This window comes from Algibacter sp. L3A6 (assembly GCF_009796825.1).
Taxonomy (GTDB): Bacteria; Bacteroidota; Bacteroidia; order Flavobacteriales; family Flavobacteriaceae; genus Algibacter.
In genome coordinates, this window is record NZ_CP047030.1 from 3158950 (window position 1) to 3176651 (window position 17702).

At 34.3% G+C, this 17702-nt stretch carries 9 protein-coding genes; 4 read left to right on the top strand and 5 right to left on the bottom strand.

Going from position 1 to position 17702, the window contains the following annotated elements; genetic code table 11:
- Window positions 1–21 precede the first annotated feature (21 nt).
- Together GQR98_RS13195 and GQR98_RS13200 are read right to left on the bottom strand one after the other, a co-directional pair.
- Entirely contained in the window at window positions 22–1920 is a 1899-nt protein-coding gene (locus tag GQR98_RS13195; protein ID WP_159019901.1) for a sodium:solute symporter family protein, read from the bottom strand.
- A complete protein-coding gene (locus GQR98_RS13200) occupies window positions 1920–4175 on the bottom strand; it encodes a GH92 family glycosyl hydrolase (RefSeq protein ID WP_159019902.1) in 2256 nt (751 codons plus the stop codon). The genes GQR98_RS13195 and GQR98_RS13200 overlap by 1 nt, the downstream gene beginning before the upstream one ends.
- Window positions 4176–4301: 126 nt before the next feature.
- On the opposite strand from GQR98_RS13200, the gene GQR98_RS13205 reads away from it, so the two are divergent.
- Both GQR98_RS13205 and GQR98_RS13210 read left to right on the top strand, forming a co-directional pair.
- The gene (locus GQR98_RS13205) at window positions 4302–5390 is read left to right on the top strand and encodes a sensor histidine kinase (protein ID WP_159019903.1); all 1089 of its coding nucleotides are present in this window, start codon (window positions 4302–4304) and stop codon (window positions 5388–5390) included.
- 15 nt (window positions 5391–5405) lie between these two features.
- Entirely contained in the window at window positions 5406–6116 is a 711-nt protein-coding gene (locus GQR98_RS13210; RefSeq protein ID WP_159019904.1) for a LytR/AlgR family response regulator transcription factor, read from the top strand.
- A 34-nt stretch (window positions 6117–6150) separates the two neighbouring features.
- On the opposite strand, the gene nagB is transcribed toward GQR98_RS13210, so the two are convergent.
- The 3 genes from nagB to GQR98_RS13225 all read right to left on the bottom strand — a co-directional run bounded on the left by nagB (window position 6151) and on the right by GQR98_RS13225 (window position 12216).
- Window positions 6151–8064, bottom strand: coding sequence for a glucosamine-6-phosphate deaminase (gene nagB, locus GQR98_RS13215; RefSeq protein WP_199270204.1), 1914 nt, complete (start codon window positions 8062–8064; stop codon window positions 6151–6153).
- Window positions 8065–8193: 129 nt separating this feature from the next.
- A complete protein-coding gene (locus tag GQR98_RS13220) occupies window positions 8194–9834 on the bottom strand; it encodes a beta-N-acetylhexosaminidase (RefSeq protein ID WP_159019905.1) in 1641 nt (546 codons plus the stop codon).
- Between the two features lie 27 nt (window positions 9835–9861).
- The gene (locus GQR98_RS13225) at window positions 9862–12216 is read right to left on the bottom strand and encodes a beta-N-acetylhexosaminidase (protein ID WP_159019906.1); all 2355 of its coding nucleotides are present in this window, start codon (window positions 12214–12216) and stop codon (window positions 9862–9864) included.
- A 604-nt stretch (window positions 12217–12820) separates the two neighbouring features.
- Here GQR98_RS13225 and GQR98_RS13230 point away from each other — a divergent pair.
- A complete protein-coding gene (locus GQR98_RS13230) occupies window positions 12821–15982 on the top strand; it encodes a SusC/RagA family TonB-linked outer membrane protein (protein WP_159019907.1) in 3162 nt (1053 codons plus the stop codon).
- A gap of 11 nt (window positions 15983–15993) precedes the next feature.
- Window positions 15994–17679: a RagB/SusD family nutrient uptake outer membrane protein gene (locus GQR98_RS13235; RefSeq protein ID WP_159019908.1), complete on the top strand. Its 1686-nt coding sequence runs from the start codon at window positions 15994–15996 to the stop codon at window positions 17677–17679.
- Window positions 17680–17702 lie beyond the last annotated feature (23 nt).

Sequence of the window (17702 nt, forward strand, 5' to 3'; positions counted from 1 at the left end):
TTTCAACTTTTGAGTTAATTGTTATTCGTTAGGTAAATCTTCGGTGTCAGGAATTTGACGGACTTTATCTAACCATGTAAATTTTAAAATAACCGATGTGATTATAAAAATAAGCAATGCTATTAAACTTTTAGGGTAATCTCTAATCATAAAATAAATTGGTAGTAAAACCATACTCGATTGCCATATAATACCTACTAGACAATTTAACATATCGGCTTTAAAATCTGTATTTTTAGTCACCTCAGGTTCGTCTATTTTTAATGCTTTATAAACCGGATGCCACCAACCCCACGGGCGAACGTTGTTGTAGAACGCTTTTAAGGTTTCCATATTGGTTGGCGCTGTTAAATAGGTGCCTAAAAAAGACCCCAATAATGACACGGCGAATATAATTGGAAATATGTAAATAACATCAATATGTGCACAATGGTATAGCCAAGAACCGACTTCGAAATTCGATTTATTCATGTCTAATAAAAACTGAATGGTCGCAATAATTAAGCCAGAAGTCATACCCCAAAAGTAGCCCCAACCATTAAAACGCCACCAAATCCATTTTAAGAAATTCGATGCTACGTAACCGCCATAAAGCGCACTAGTAATCCATAAGGTTATTGCGTTAATAGATTCGGCGAAAAAGCCCATAGTAACACCAAGAATAACAATAGCAAAAGAGGTGATATGACTGGCTTTTATATAATGTGATGGTTCGGCTTCTGGTTTTACGTATTTTTTGTAAATATCGTTAACAACATAAGCAGGCCCTGAATTTACAAAGGCTGAAAAAGTTGACATAAACGCAGCTAAAAGCCCAGCAAGTAATAAACCTTTAATTCCAACAGGAACGTGGTTATTAATTACGGTAGGTAATATAATTTCTAAATCGTCTAAGCTTAATGTGGGTGAAGCTGCCAAAGATGGCGCTAAGTATACTAAAGCTAAAACAACAATACCTGCAATAAGTAAATAGCGAGGAATAAATAAAATAAGGTTTGTAAATCCACTCATGTAAGCGGCTTCTTTTACCGAGCGAGTCGATAGAATACGTTGCATATCATAACTTGGCGTTGGGCCTGCGATACTCGCAAAAAAGCCTTTAAACAAGCACATGCCAATAAAAGCACCAAACATTTTGTAACCTTGTGTATCTACTAAATTGTTAAATGCGGTGAGTTCGCCTGTCCAAGAGCCTTCAATAGAATTTCCGAAGAAAATAGTACTCCATTCTGTAGAAATGATATTGTTTATTTCCACATCGGATACCGAAATGAAAGCATAAATAGCAATTAACACACCCGATAAAACCATGATGCCGTATTGTAAAACTTCAGTAGCAACTACCGAAAACATACCGCCTTTAATGGTGTAAATAGTGGTTAAAAATATAATGATTAATGCATAACTCTGACTTGAAGTTAATAGCACAGCATCGTTTAAAATAAAAGGAATATCCCAAGGTAAAATAACCGACATAAATTTACCAACGCCTTCAAAAAAGTAAGCAATAAAACCTACGGAAGCTACAATAGCAAATATAGCCACAATTAAGTGTGAAGCTCGGCCAGCTCTATCATCGCCAAAACGTGTTAGTATCCATTCTGAACCTGTCATTATGTTTGAACGTCTAATCCAAACGGCAAGGAAAACCATGATGAAAATTTGATTCCATATCGGCCACATCCACATAAACATGAAACTTTTGGCACCATATAAAAAGAGTAAACCAACCATCCAGGCGGTACCCGAAACATCGAACATTCCGGAGCCATTACTAAGCCCTAGGTAGTACCATTTTATACTTTTTCCTCCTAAAAAATAAGAGTCTAAACCTTTTGATGCACGTTTAGATATCCAAATACCAACACCGAGGGTTAATAGGATATAGAGTACAATTATTATTACATCTATACTATGCATTATTTTGCGTTGTTTGTGTTAATTCCCCACGATTTGTTTGGTGTATTTCCCATTGTGAAATGAAGTGTTCCACCTTCTAAAAGGGTTTTATGAGAAATAAAGGATTGATTAAAAGGGGTGCCATTTAGTGTGGCAGATTGTATGTAAATATTTTCTACTGAAACGTTTTCTGCTTCAATAGTAAAACTTTTATCTTCTGAAATATTAATGGACGCTTTATCAAAAATAGGACTTCCAATTTCGTATTCGGTAGATGCTGGATTCATTGGGTATAAGCCAATAGAACTTAAAGCGTACCAAGCACTCATTTGTCCACAATCTTCATTACCACTTAATCCGTTAGGTGTGGTGTTGTATTGTGTGTCTAAAATATAGCGCGACCAATATTGTGTACGCCAAGGTTTATCGGCGTGATTAAACATGTAAGCAATATGATGACTCGGTTCGTTTCCATGAGCATATTGCCCAATTAAACCAGAAATATCAGCAGATGTGTTGCTTCCTGTAATTTCAGAACTTTCGGTAAATAATTGTTCTAAGCGGTCGGTGAATATATCGTTGCTGCCGTGTAGTTCGATAAAGTTTTCTACGTTGTGTGGTACAAACCAACTGTGTTGCCAAGCGTTACCTTCGGTATAATCGGTATGTTCTCTGTGGTTAGAGTATTTAGGGTCGAAAGGTGTGTTCCAAGATTTTCCATTTTCAGATTTCCCTCTCATAAAGCCCGATTCATTATCAAATAAAAATTTGTAAGCTTCTGAGCGTTCTGAGAAATAATTGTAATCTTCTGTTTTTCCTAAAGCTTTAGCCATTTGTGCCACGCACCAATCATCATAAGCATATTCAAGTGTTATAGTAACCGATTCATCTAATAAATTATAAGGAATGTATCCAAATTCTTTATAAAATTTTAAACCACGTTCATCTTGCATCATGGTTGTTTTCATGGCTTCGTATGCTTTTTCAGCATCAAAACCTCGAATACCTTTTAAGTAAGCTTCAACAATTACGGGAATAGAGTGGTAGCCCGTCATGGTGTTGGTTTCATTACCGTAAAGTGTCCAAACAGGGAGAATCTTTTTAGTTTCATAATACGCTAACATGGTATTAGTAATATCCGAAACTTTATCTGGTGCAATTAGAGTAAGCAAAGGATGTTCTGCTCTAAAGGTATCCCAAAGTGATAGGGTAGAGTATGCGGTGTAATTTGTAGCAGTAACTATGCTGTCGTTCTCTTTTCTAAATTGACCATTTTTATCGCTAAAAGTAACAGGCGCTAATTGTGCATGATACATTGCGGTGTAGAAAATAGTTTTTAAAGAATCTATTTCAGTCTCTACTTTTATTTTAGAAAGTGCAGTTTCCCAAGTAGATTCTGCCTGTTTTTTAACGGTTTCAAAATTAAAACCATCGGCTTCTAAATTATCTTTTGCATTATCTATACTTACCGATGATAAGGCTACTTTAGCAAGTAATTCATTGTTGTTATCTGCTTTAAAGAACAGTTGTGTTGCGGTTTGTATTCCTGTGGCAACATTATTCTCTATGGTTTCTTTATCTGAAACTAAAGTTTGTTTTGTAATAGGTTTAGAGAACTTAGCAACAAAAAATACTTTTTGGTTTCTAGCCCAACCTGTACTGTAACGGTAACCGCTTATGGTATATTCGTCTTCAATTTTTATAGAGGTTTCCGTGGCTTTATCCCAATTAATCCCAAAACCTAAGTTTACCACTACAGTTTGTGTATCGGCAGGTTTAAAGGTGTATTTGTGGTACGCTGTACGTAACGATGTTGTTAATTCTACATTAATATCATGGTCTTCAAGAAAAACTTGATAATAACCCGGAGTAGCTTTTTCGTTGTTATGGCTGTAAGTCGATTTATAACTTAGGGAATCGCGTGATTTTGGTGTGTTAGTGATGTCTACAGCTTTATTTACTGGCATAAATAAAACATCGGCTAGATCGCCAATGCCTGTTCCACTTAAACTTAAATGACTAAAACCAACAGCAATAGAATCGGAGTAATGATAACCAGAACACCAGTCCCAACTGCTTTTTCCGTTTACCGGACTTACTTGTAACATTCCGAAAGGTACTGTTGCACCAGGGTAAGTATGACCATGACCACCTGTACCTATGAAAGGGTTTACATGTTTGGTTATAGAATCATTTTTAGCTTGTTTTTTTTCGATACTTTTGTTACAACTAATGATTAAAAAGGTAGCGAGAAAAAGTAGAGTAAAGTTTTTCATAAAACGATTTAAGCGGTTTAATTATTTAAATTTTCATAAATTTAGCGAATATTAAAAGTTATTTAGACGGATAACGCATTAACTCAGGTAAACATCAAAAAATACCTCTAATTTTATTTTACTCTCGTGGATTTTATATCAAATCACCTCTATAAAGTATCCTTAAAACATCATATTCTTTTTTGGTTAGGATACTTTACTCTAAACACTTTACGTTGGGGTAGTTACTTTGACGATGTTTCTTTTGAAGGCGTTTTAGAATTCCCTTATTGGTACTCTTTAAAAACAAATACGCTTGGTTTTCCGATACACATGATATTGTGTTATCTTAATATTTATGTGCTTATGCCTAAGCTTGCTTTTAAGAAAAGGTATGTATCTTATATTGTGCTTATGCTATCTGCCATTTTTATTATGGTGGTTGTAAAGTTCAATTTAACCTTCTTTATGGTGAATCAAAATGTATGGCCAGAAGGTCCTGCAACCATTACAAATCTATCGTTAAATTATACTATAGATATGATGTTTGGAGAGCTTTATGTGGTTACGTTTGTTACCGCCATTAAAATTACTTTAGATTTTTTAGAAGAACATAAACGAGTTGCAGATCTTGAAAAAACACAATTAGAAACCGAATTGTTGTTTTTAAAAACTCAAATTTCTCCACATTTTTTCTTCAATACTTTAAATAATATTTACTCGTTATCTGTAGAGAAATCGAAAAAAACACCAAAAATCATTTTAAAATTGGCAGAATTGATGAGATATCTGCTTTATGAAACAAAAAATAAACGCCAATCTTTAGAAGCCGAAATTCTTTGTATTCAAAATTATTTAGACCTAGAACGCGTAAGGCATAATGATCAATTAGAGATAGATATGTCTATTTCTGGAGATATTTCCGATAAGGAAATTGCACCTATAATATTGCTTTCTTTTATTGAAAATGCGTTTAAACATGGTGTACACAAAAATATAGGAGAAGTTAAAATTGAAATTGATTTATCTATTAAAGAAGATTTTCTGTATTTTACGATTTCAAATCCTATGCCTGTAATTACAGAGTATCAGGAAACGTTTTCTGAATCTAGTGGGATTGGTTTAGAAAATGTGAAGAAACGATTAGCATTAGGCTATCAAAAAAATGATTATAAATTAGATATTAAAAGTGATGATGACATGTTTGTTGTTAAGCTTAAAATAAAAGTCTCTTAAAACGAATACAAACTCATGAAGGTAAAATGCTTAATAATAGACGACGAACCTCTTGCTATTAATGTTATTAAAAACTATTTGGAGCAAATAGAAGATTTTGAACTTATTAGTACGTTTAGTAATGCTATCGATGGGTTAAATTTTTTAAAGAGTAACACGGTAGATGTTATATTTTTGGATATTAACATGCCTGTGCTCGATGGTTTAAATTTTATTAAGAGTTTAGAGAATCCGCCACTTTTAATCATTACAAGTGCTTATGATGAGTTTGCTGTAGAAACCTACGAACTAGATGTTCTAGATTACCTCATTAAACCTATAGAGTTTCCTAGGTTTATGAAGGCTTTAAATAAGGTGAATAGAAGGTTAGAGAATAACAAAGTAATAGTAGACACCTCTAAAGATAGACCATATATCTTTGTTAAAATTGATAAGAAGAAAATGAAAAAAATATTTTTAGATGAAATTTTAACCGTAGAATCTTTGAAAGATTATCTAAAAATAAATACCCTTACGGGGAAATATATTATCCACAGTACATTATCGGATTTTACAAATTTATTGCCATCTAACGACTTTATAAGAATCCATAGGTCTTACACTGTAGCTATTGATAAAATTGATGCTGTAGAAGGTAATAGTGTGGAAATAGAAGGACTTAGATATGTAATAGGAAGGTCTTATATTGAAGAAGTTAAACAAAAAATATTGAACTCCTCTATATAAGACCTTGGTTGGTTTTATTTGCTATTAATAAATCCTAAAAATGATAACGTTTAAAGGCTTCAATTGCTGCATAATCAGCTAAGCCTAAATCATTGTATTTTTTTGCTGTTAGTCTATTTCTATCCTCAACTCTTACCCAAAATTCTCTGTTATCGTCTCCTTGAAACATAACACCATCCTTTTGTGATTGGTGATAAAATATAGCGTGTCTTTTTCTTAAAACTTGGTCTGGACTCATTGGTACAGCCATTTCAATTTCGTAAGATTCCCATTCGTGCCATGCACCACGGTATAACCAAACCCAGCAATCGTTCATATAGCTATTACCTTTTAAAGCTTTTAAGGCAATAAAAATAGCATCTAAACAAACTTTGTGAGTACCATGCGGATCGGCTAAATCGCCAGCGGCATATATTTGGTGAGGTTTAATAGTATCTATTAATTCACAAACAATACCGATATCATCTTGACCTAAATTATTCTTTTTAATAGTTCCTGTTTCGTAAAACGGAAGGTCTAAAAAGTGAACGTGGTCATCATCTAATCCAAAGTAGCGTGTAGCTCCAAGAGATTCACTTCTTCTAATAAGTGCTTTTAATTTTCTTACTTCAAGAGAGTCTATTTCGTTACCAGTTTTATCGTTTAGGTAATCTATAATAGCTTGAGGTTCTTTAGCATCTGTGTTAAATGTTTTTGCTATTTCAGCAAATTTTAAAGCTTCTTCATCAGAAACAGCAATGTTTCCAGAGGTTTGATATGCAATATGCACATCGTGTCCTTGTTGTACTAATCTATCGAAAGTACCTCCCATAGAGATGACATCATCATCTGGATGTGGACTAAAAATAATAACACGTTTTCTTTCTGGATTTGCTCTTTCTGGGCGATTAGAGTCGTCTGCATTTGGTTTTCCACCTGGCCAACCAGTAATGGTTTTTTGCATTTTATTAAACATTTTAATGTTTAAATCGTATGCAGAACCTTCTTCGACTAACAAATCTGACATGCCGTTATCGTTATAATCTTTGTCGGTTAATTTCAAGAAAGGTTTCCCTGTTAATTGGCTTAACCAAACTACAGCTCTAAGTTCTAACTCTTCGGTCCATTTGCAAGAAGCAACTAACCATGGTGTTTTAACACGAGTAAGTTCTGCTGCTGCACCTTGATCTAAAACAAATGTAGTATTATCATGCTCTTGTAAGTATGTTGCAGGAACATGCCCTGTAATTTCACCTTCAATGGTTTCTTTTAAAATACTGGCTTTATTTAAACCCCAACCTAATAAAACAATACGTTTAGCACTTCTTACGGTACCAACACCCATTGTTATTGCTTTTCTAGGTACATTATCGATACCTAAGAATGAAGGTGCCGCATCGGCTCTTGTAATGTGGTCTAAAATAATGCTTCTAGTTCTAGAGTTAAAGTGCGATCCTGGTTCGTTGAAACCAACATGACCCGTTCTACCTATACCTAGTAATTGGAAATCTAAACCTCCAAGTTCTGTAATTTTATTTTCGTAATCAATGCAATATTGATGTAAATCTTCTGGGCTTACTGTACCGTTTGGTACGTTAACATTTTCAGGAAGAATATCCACATGATTAAACAAATGCTCGTGCATGAAGTAATAGTAACTTTGGATGTTGTTTTTATCCATTGGATAATATTCATCCAAATTAAAAGATATCACGTTAGCAAAGCTTAACCCGTCTTCTTTGTGCATTCTTACAAGTTCTTCGTAAACTTTTATAGGCGAAGATCCAGTTGCAAGACCTAAAACACAAGGTTTGTTTGCTGCGCTTTTTTCTTTAATTAAAGTAGCTATTTCTTGAGCAACGATAATTGAAGCATCTTGCGAAGATTCGAAAATAACATTATGTATTTTCTCAAAACGTGTTTCTTCAAATTTACCGGCTTCTCTGTATTTAATTGGTTCTGTTTGCATATTACGTGTAATTTGTCCTTAGTAACCCAAAACTATCTTTTTATTGTTTCAATGCCTTAAAATTTCGACCAGTAACTTCTGGTTATAGACAAAAAAATCAGTTGAGTGACGTGTTTTTTTGTTAAGCGCTTATTTTTCGGTTTTAATCTCTAAACTGTGCTTTGCATAATTAAAACCAAGTGCCTCATACCTTTTTGTTAGATGAATTAGACGCGTCTGAAAATCGTTCCAATCTTTAGTTTCGTAGCTAGACCATACCACTTCAGATAGAGCTGTAAGCCTTGGTAAAACCATATATTCAACCTGTTCTGGTGTTTTGATATATTCGGTCCATACATTGGCTTGTGCACCTAAAATGTATTTTTGCTCTTCCTTGGTTAATTCTTTTGGTAACGGGTTGTAACTGTAAACTTGTTCTACGGAAGTGTTTCCGCCAATAGCAAGAGGTTCGTTAGTTCTATCTTTTGTTTGGTAGAAATCGAAGTAACAAAAGTGTGTAGGCGTCATCACTACATTATGATGCATTTTAGCAGCTTGAATACCTCCTTTTTCACCACGCCAAGACATTACGGTTGCGTTTGGTGCTAAACCACCTTCAAGAATTTCATCCCAACCAATAATATTTCTTCCTTTAGAGTTTAAGAATTTTTCAATACGTCTAATAAAATAACTCTGTAATTCATGTTCGTCTTTTAAACCTTCTCTTTTAATAATGTCTTGAGCTAATTTGCTTGTTTCCCATTGTTTCTTTGGAGCTTCATCGCCTCCAATATGGATTAATTTACTAGGGAAAAGTGCAATAACTTCAGTTAAAACATCTTCTAAAAATTTAAAAGTTTCTTCGCTTGGTGCATATATTTCTGGAAATACGCCCCATCTTTTACCAACTTCATACTGTTCGCCTGTGTTTCCAAGTTCTGGGTAAGCCGTAATGGCAGCAAGAGAGTGTCCTGGTAATTCAATTTCCGGAATTATGGTAATGTGTCTTGTTTCCGCGTAAGCGACAACCTCTTTAATATCTTCTTGGGTGTAAAAACCACCGTAAGGTTTACCATCGTATTCTACCTCGGGTTTGTTCCATGTGTTACCATGACCAACAATAGTTTCTTTTCTAATGCTACCAATAGATGTAAGTTTTGGATATTTTTTAATTTCTATACGCCATCCTTGATCTTCGGTTAAATGCCAATGAAAAGTGTTCATTTTGTGCATGGCCAATATGTCGATGTATTTTTTAACAAATGAAACCGGGAAAAAATGACGAGCAACATCTAAATGCATGCCTCTATAAACAAATTTAGGGCTATCGGTTATGGTAGTTGCAGGAATTGAAATCTCCGGTTGAGGACTGCCAGCGGCTGCAGGTAAAGGAATTAATTGACTTAAGGTTTGAATACCATAAAATACACCTGTGCTGGTTTTTCCGGTAATTGTAATTTGATTGTAGCTTACGGAAAGCGTGTAGCCTTCGTTGTTTTCTATGGTTTCATCTAGTTTTAATAGAATGTTTCCTTGAGTTTCTTTTGAAAAAGGAATGCTTTTATTTGAAACCGTACTTAGCATTTCAGAAAGGTATTGTCCTTCATTTTCTAATTTGGTTTCTGCTGTAATCGCTGTGTTTTCATCGAGCAAAAAGCGGCCTTCTGAAATTTTTAAAGATGTAGGTTTTGGGATAATTTGGTAATCGGCTTCGGTATTAATAACCTTAGCATACTTGTTTGAGCAGGCTGAAACGATGATGCACAGCGCAATTAGTAGAGTGTTTTTCATTATGAGTGTGTTGTTAGATTTAAATGTTTAAAAAACAATAAGTTCGTCGATTAGAATTAGCGAAGCATTACCAGCTCTGCGGTGGCCTTCTGGAATCGGGTTAACGCTTTTAGCTTTTACTTTTATAGATTTCACTTGTGTTTTTTCGAATGCTATGGTAGATTTTACTTTGTTTCTACCTTGCGTATGGCTGGCTTCTAGTTGTTTAATTTCGCCAAGTTTGGTGAAGTTTTTACCGTCTTTAGAACCGTAAATCTCGATATATTCAGGAACATAAACACTAGAGTTGGTAAACCTAAGACTTGTAACTTCTAGAGATTCAATATCTGTAAGTTCTTCGAAGATTAAATCGACATCTAAATCACCTCTTATGTTTAGCCAATTACGATCACCACGGTTTAATTTTCCGAAGTTTAAATCTATTAATTTGTTTGTTTCTTGTGCATCGGTAATTTTTGGTGCATTATAAATAACTTTTGCTCCAACAGCTTTATGTATAGGGAAGGTTTTTTCTGAAATATTGCCTATTTGTTCCTCTTTGTAAAACGTGGTTGCTTTTAAAGTAGTTGTGTTTTGGATAGTAAAAGGATTCTCATATTTTGTAGAGGCTAGTGAAGGTTCTGTACCATCTAATGTGTAGTAAATATCCATGCCGTTAACTTCGGTTTTAAGAGCAATTTCTATACTGCCATCTTTTTGTCCGGTATGGTATATTCTCGCATTATAAGCACTTGTTGCATAACGCTTTCCTTTTTGATCCAAACGTTTAAATTGGTTGAGTAAACGGTTTGTAAAATCATCCCAGTTTTTATCGGATTGACTGGTCCAACCGTTTTCCGCTACAGCGTATAAACGCGGAAATGTCATGTATGTAATTTGGCTCCAATTTCTAAGCGACTCTGTCCATAAATTACCTTGAAGGCCTAATACATGTTTGCCTTGCTCGGTAGTTAAACTATCGGAAATTATTTTATAGTTGTAGGTATCTTTTAAAAAAGAGTAGGAGTAGCCAAGGTTGGGCTCTAAATCGTCGTCACCTTGTTTTAAATCGAAATAGCAGTATCGTGAAGGCGTCATAATTACATCGTGACCTTGTCTGGCTGCTGCAATGCCTCCTTTTTCTCCACGCCAAGACATAACTGTTGCGTTTGGCGCTAAACCACCTTCTAGAATTTCGTCCCAGCCAATCATATTTTTCCCATGAGCATTTACTATTTTTTCTACACGTTTAACAAAATAACTTTGTAGCTCGTGTGTGTCGGCAAGATTTTCTTCTTTCATGCGGAGTTGGCAATCTGGATCGACTTCCCATGCTTCTTTATTACACTCATCGCCACCAATATGCATATAATCGAATGGGAATAAATCCATAACTTCACCTAAAACATTTTCAACAAACTCAAAAGTAACTTCTTTGCCAGGGCAATAAGTGTTATTTTTAACTACGCCACCTGTTCCCACGTAAAAAGGACCTTCGGAACAAGATATTTCGGGGTACGAAGCAATAGCCGCTAACGAATGCCCAGGCATATCTATTTCTGGAATTATTTCTACATAGCGTTCTTTGGCATACGCTACAATTTCTTTAATATCGTCTTGCGTGTAAAAACCGCCGTAAGTTGCTTTTTCGCCAGGTTGCTGTGTTGGGCGTCCCCACCAATTAGAGGTGTTTTCATCTTTATCATTTTGGTTTACACGCCAAGCGCCAACTTCGGTTAATTTTGGGTATTTTTTAATTTCTATGCGCCATCCATTATCGTCTGATAAATGCCAGTGGAAACGGTTTAGTTTTACCTCTGCCATAAAATCGATAGCATCTTTTACTTCTTCTTTTGTGAAAAAATGACGAGAAATATCGAGCATATAACCACGCCATTTAAAAGCCGGTTCGTCTTTAATAGTAACAGCTGGAATTCCCCAAATGGTATTTGTTTGTTTTTCTTTGGAATAAAATGTTGTTGGGAGTAATTGACCAATGGTTTCCATAGCATAGAAAAAACCGGCCCCTGAGGCCGATTTTATATGTATGCCACCCGTATTTACGACTAATTCGTAAGCTTCAGGGTTGAGAGATTTTTCAGTGTAAAAAACAATATCCGCCTGCTTATTATTTATACTTATTTCTGGGATCCATCCGGATGCGGTTTCAAATTTTTTGAAAAAATTGGTTGCAATGGTTTTTTGCTCTTCGTTATTAACCGATACGGTTGTTTTCTCGTTAATAATGAAATGACCGTCGCCTTCTATTAATTCTGCTGGTAACGGGATAATTGCAGTTTCTCCTACTTTAAGTTCTTTTTTATCGCATGATGTAAGCGCTAGTAAGAAACATAATAAGTATGGGGTTAATGTGCTTTTTATCTTTCTAAAAGGGGTACTCATGTTTTGGTTGATGTTAGAAGTTAGTGTTGTTAATAGTTTACTTTTTAGCGGTGTAAAAAACAAACTGATTTTATCTACACATGTAAGTATGTTATAAAAATATACTTATTTATGTTTTATGAGTTGAAATTTCGACCAATAACTTAGGGTTATAGATAAAAGTCGTTTTCGTCTCACGTCTTTTAGGTTTCATAAAAGCCTAAAGGAATATTATTCAGTAATCAGGTATATGATAGCGTACTAGGTTGTATTTGTAGGTTTTAAGAGCAAGAATTTATGGTGTGCTTAGGTGGGTATTTGGAGGTAAATGCTACTTTTTGTAAGATAAGAAACACGTTTTGTGTTAAGGATTATCCTAGTGATAATGGGCTTTTAGGTTGTGTTTTGATTATTTGTCGAGAGCTAGAGGTCATTGGTCGAAATAGTTACCTGTTAGCCTTAAAGAACTTATAAATTTATTACATTCTTAATGTAAATTTGAAAAGTATTAATATTAAAAGTATTCAATATTGTTTAAACAATATTGAGTGTTGATTAATATTTTTGCTTGAAAATAAAATTAAGAATATCTAAAAAAAAATATTGTTAATTAATTCGAATTTCTATGAAAATTAAATTAAAAAATTTCGCTTTCTATCGAAAAAAAGAGCACTTAAGTTTTTTCTTGAGCGTATTGGTTTTTTCGTGCGTTTCTGCCAGTTACGGTTTGGAACCTATTAAGAGTGTAGAATCTAAAAAAACTACAAACTATTTACAACAACAAGTAAAAGGACTTATTACAGACGTTAACGGGCAACCTATTCCGGGTGTTAATATTGTTGAAAAAGGTACAACAAACGGAGTTCAATCTGATTTTGATGGTGGCTTTTTTATTAGTCCATCAAACGAGAATGCCGTTTTGGTGTTTTCATTTGTTGGTTTTGTTACAAAGGAAGTTCCTATTGGTAGCCAAACAGATATTACAGTTGTTTTGGCTGAAGATATTGCACAACTGGATGAAGTTGTTGTTGTTGGTTTTGGTACTCAAAACAGTAGTAAAGTAGCAACATCGGTAGCCCAAGTAACATCTGAGGAATTAGGAACAGATGTACGTCCTGTTACCAATTTATCATCTGCTTTAGTTGGTGCTTTACCTGGTTTAAATAGTTCTAACTCTGCTGGTGGTGCGCCAGGTACTAACCAAAGTTTTTCAATTCGAGGAGCAAGTTCTTTAAACTCTACAGCCGCCCTAGTTATTATCGATAATTTTGAAGGGACTTTAGAAGATATAAATCCGCAAGAAATTGAAACGGCAACAATTCTTAAAGATGCTGCCGCTGTAGCTATTTATGGAGCACGAGGGGCTAATGGTGTGTTATTAATAACAACTAAAAAAACTAAGAAAAGTGAAAACATATCTGTAACTTATAACGTAAGTCAATCCATACAGAGCACTCCTAAATTTGCAGAATTAATGACTGCTGAAGAATATGTGAAATTTTCTAATGTTGCAGATTCTGGATCTTTTAGCGATGAAGTTGTTGCATTGGCAGAAAGTGGTTTTTATCCAGATACCCAATGGGCGGATGAATTATACCTTAGTTCTGCAGCTCAACAGTCTCATAATTTAACAATAAAAGGGGGTAGTGAAAATATTGGGGTCCTAATGAATACAGGATATCTTGAACAAGATGGTTTAGCAATAGGGGAAGACAATTTTAAACGTTTAAACTTAAGATTGAAAATAGATGCTGACATAACAGATTGGTTAGAGGTTGGGACAAACACATTAATAACCAATAGAGTAATTAACCAAACAGAGATTACATCTGGAACAAATCTAATAGGATCTCCATTCTACCCAGTTAAATCTGTAGATGGCTATTATGTAAATAATGATAGTGGTGCAATAAACCCAATAGCAGCTGCGCAAGCTGGAAGCTATAATAAAACATCGAGAGACAACCTTAATATTCAAGCTTATGCTAAAATAAAACCTTTAAAAGGCCTTTCATTAGAACAAAGTATATCTGTTTTAAAAAATCATACCAACCAAAGGATTTTTAACAACTCTTTCGAGTATATTAATCTAGATTTTCAAGATACCGATTCTTATACCAATACAGAATCTACAAATAGATCTATTAATCCTGCAGAATCTGATGCTAGAACATTTACATTAGCAACAACTACTAGTTATACAGTAACTGCGCTAACACGCTTAAATTACGATTTTAATATTAACAACACTCATAACTTTAAAGTACTATTAGGTTTTCAATCTAAAGAATATGAAGGTGAAGGTTTTGGTGCTTCAAGAAAAGGGTTTGCTCTAGATACGCCTGTTGATTTAATTCTTGGAGAAGAAAATAACACAGTAAGCGGTGAAGAGTTAGGTAATTACTCGTTCATAGAAAATAATGCAACATTATCCTATTTTGGTAGATTAAATTATGACTATAAAAACCGTTATATTATAGAAGGTTCATTCCGCTATGATGGTAGTTCTTATTTTGCAGAAAATAACAAATATGGTTTTTTCCCTTCTGTAGCTGTAGCTTGGAATGTAAAAGCAGAACCTTTTATGTATAAAGCAAATTGGGTTGATAAGCTTAAAGTTAGAACCTCTTACGGTATCACTGGAGATGACAATGGTGTTGAAGGTTTAACAACACAATTAGTAAGTTACTCTGCTGCTGGAGGCTACCCTATAGGAAGTGTAACTAATTCAGGATATGCACTTGGTGCTTATGCTAACCCTGACTTAAAATGGGAAACTGCTAAAATTCTTAACTTTGGTTTAGATTTATCTTTATTTAAAGGAAAACTTCAAGTTAATGGAGACTATTTTATTAATAATAGAGAAGATATTATCGATACTGATAGTAATACTTCAGACGAATTTGGTTTTGGAGATGTTACTGCCAACTTATATGATGTTAAAAGTTGGGGATGGGAATTAGATTTAAAACATGAAAACAATATAGGTGAAAATTTCACATACTGGGTAGGTGGAAATCTGTCCTACTATGATAATGAAATTACAGACTTAGCTGGTTTTGATTCTGAATTAGTAGCTGTTGGACAAAGTATAAGTGACCGCCATGGGTATGTTACAGATGGGTACTTTTCAAGTGAAGAAGAAATTGCTTCTCATGCAGATCAAACCGATGTTGGAGGTGCTTACGTAGGTGGATTTAAATATACAGATCAACTTACAATTGATTCTGATGGCGATGGCGTTTTCGATACTGGCGATGGAGAAATAAACATTGATGATAGAGTTATTATTGATAATAACACAGCAACAAACTATCGTGTTGGATTCAACTTAGGTTTTAGTTATAAAGATCTTTCTGTATCGGCTCGTTTTTATGGTGCTTTTGATAGAAATCAATACTTTAACAATGCCTTGTCTCACGAGCCTTTATTAGCTTCAAACTCTTACGCATATCATTTAGATTATTGGAGTCTAGATAATACCGATGCATTATTACCTGTACCTGTTGGAGCTGGAAATCAAAACTATACTTCAACAGTCTCTGATTTTATAAAAAATAATGAATTTATAAAACTACAGAATATAACTATTGGGTATAACTTAAAAAAGGCATTAAATATAAAACAGCTTAAATCTATAAATATTAACCTTTCAATGGAAAATCTTGGTGTAATATGGACAAATAGCCCAGTATATGAATACGGATGGGATCCTGAAGTAACTACCGGAAACTTTAGTTACCCATTACCACTTACTACTTCTCTAGGATTAAATATAACACTATAAAAAAAATAAAAATGAAGAAATTTAATATATTAATTCCTACATTATTTCTAATGACCGTTATATGGTCATGTAGTGAAGACTTTTTAGAAGTTATAGATGGTGATGAGTATACTGCAGATGCATTATATCAAGATCAAGCAGATATGGAGAGTGCCTTAAATGCACTATATTTTTCTTTACCTGGTGCAGATATAACAGGTAATTTGGTGCCTTATTTTTGGACAGACGAAGCCGTGCATAGAAACATAAATGGTGAAGGCCGTTATGGATCAGATTTTCTTTGGACAGCAACTAATGATTTTTTAGATGATTTTTATTTATATTCTCGTATTGCTGATATCAATTATTTTCTAGAAAAATTGCCAGGTGCTTCTTACAACGATGAAAGTAAAAGAGATCAACATGAAGCAGAAGCAAGATTTTTTAGAGCTATGCTTTACGAACAAATGGTTTTTGCTTATGGCGATGTACCTTTATTAACAAGTACTATTAGTTCTTCTGATGATCCTGCAAGAGATCCTCGAGAAGATGTCTTTAATTTTGTTATCTCTGAATTAACCGAAATAACAGATATGCTTCCTTTAACCTATGGAGCTGAAGATTATGGGCGTATTACTAAAGGTGCGGTTTTAGCTATAAAAGCCAGAGCTTACTTAAAAGCTGTAGGTTGGCACTCTAATACCTCTACATTGTATGCAGGAGCAGAAGAGGCTTGTGCCGAAATAATTGCAGATGGTCAATACAGTTTAGCTAGCGGTATTGATGGGTTTAAAAGTTTATTTTACAGTACTGGAGATAGTAACACCGAAACCATTTTAACAAATATATATATAGAAGACCTTAGAACACATGCCTTAGCAAGACGACTTGCTTTGAAAGGATCTTGGAGAGGTACCGAACAAACAAATAGCAACCAAGGTAGAGCTGGTTTTTCATCAGATTTCATAGAGGAAGTACAAACTATAAATGGTTTATTTCCAAAAGACGATCCAGAATACGATCCAACGAATCCATATATTAATAGAGACCCTAGACTTGCAGTTACTGCTGTTTTACCTGGAGATTTATTACCAAAAAATGGAGATAAAGATGATTTTTACGAGTACCAACCAAATCCGAATATTAGCGGGTTTGCTGGAAACAATGACAACATTGGAACTACTTCTGTAGGTACTGGTTATGCATTTAGAAAATATATTGATTATGATTTAGACGGATTAGATGCAGGACATGTCGATTTAAAATTAATACGTTATTCTGAAGTTTTATTAATGTATGCTGAAGCTTTTGCTGGACAAGGTGATGATGGAAATGCTTTAATTTATTTAGATATGGTTAGAGAGCGTGTAGGAATGCCTAAATATGCAGATATAGGTTTGCCTACAGTAACTAGAGGTACTACAGGAAATAATATGATTGATGCTATATTACTAGAAAGACGTTATGAGTTTGCTGGTGAAGGGCAACAACGCTGGTGGGATATTTGGCGTTATAAATTGGGAGACCAAGTAATAGGTCAAGTATATGGTATCCCGGTTAGTACTACCGAGCCTGGAGACTTATATGGTGAGAAGTATAAAGCAAATAATAGTGATACAGAATTCGCAAGAGTTTGGAACGATTACTATTATTTATTACCTATTAGACAAACTTCTTTAGATGCTAACCCTAATTTAGTACAAAATCCAGGTTGGTAAAATTCAGAGTATTTATTCATAAT

Excerpts from the sequence above, each read along its gene's own strand:
- GQR98_RS13195 (WP_159019901.1), bottom strand. The coding sequence starts at position 1,920 with ATGCATAGTATAGATGTAATAATAATTGTACTCTATATCCTATTAACC.
- GQR98_RS13200 (WP_159019902.1), bottom strand. The coding sequence starts at position 4,175 with ATGAAAAACTTTACTCTACTTTTTCTCGCTACCTTTTTAATCATTAGT.
- GQR98_RS13210 (WP_159019904.1), top strand. The coding sequence starts at position 5,406 with ATGAAGGTAAAATGCTTAATAATAGACGACGAACCTCTTGCTATTAAT.
- nagB (WP_199270204.1), bottom strand. The coding sequence starts at position 8,064 with ATGCAAACAGAACCAATTAAATACAGAGAAGCCGGTAAATTTGAAGAA.
- GQR98_RS13220 (WP_159019905.1), bottom strand. The coding sequence starts at position 9,834 with ATGAAAAACACTCTACTAATTGCGCTGTGCATCATCGTTTCAGCCTGC.
- GQR98_RS13225 (WP_159019906.1), bottom strand. The coding sequence starts at position 12,216 with ATGAGTACCCCTTTTAGAAAGATAAAAAGCACATTAACCCCATACTTA.
- GQR98_RS13230 (WP_159019907.1), top strand. The coding sequence starts at position 12,821 with ATGAAAATTAAATTAAAAAATTTCGCTTTCTATCGAAAAAAAGAGCAC.
- GQR98_RS13235 (WP_159019908.1), top strand. The coding sequence starts at position 15,994 with ATGAAGAAATTTAATATATTAATTCCTACATTATTTCTAATGACCGTT.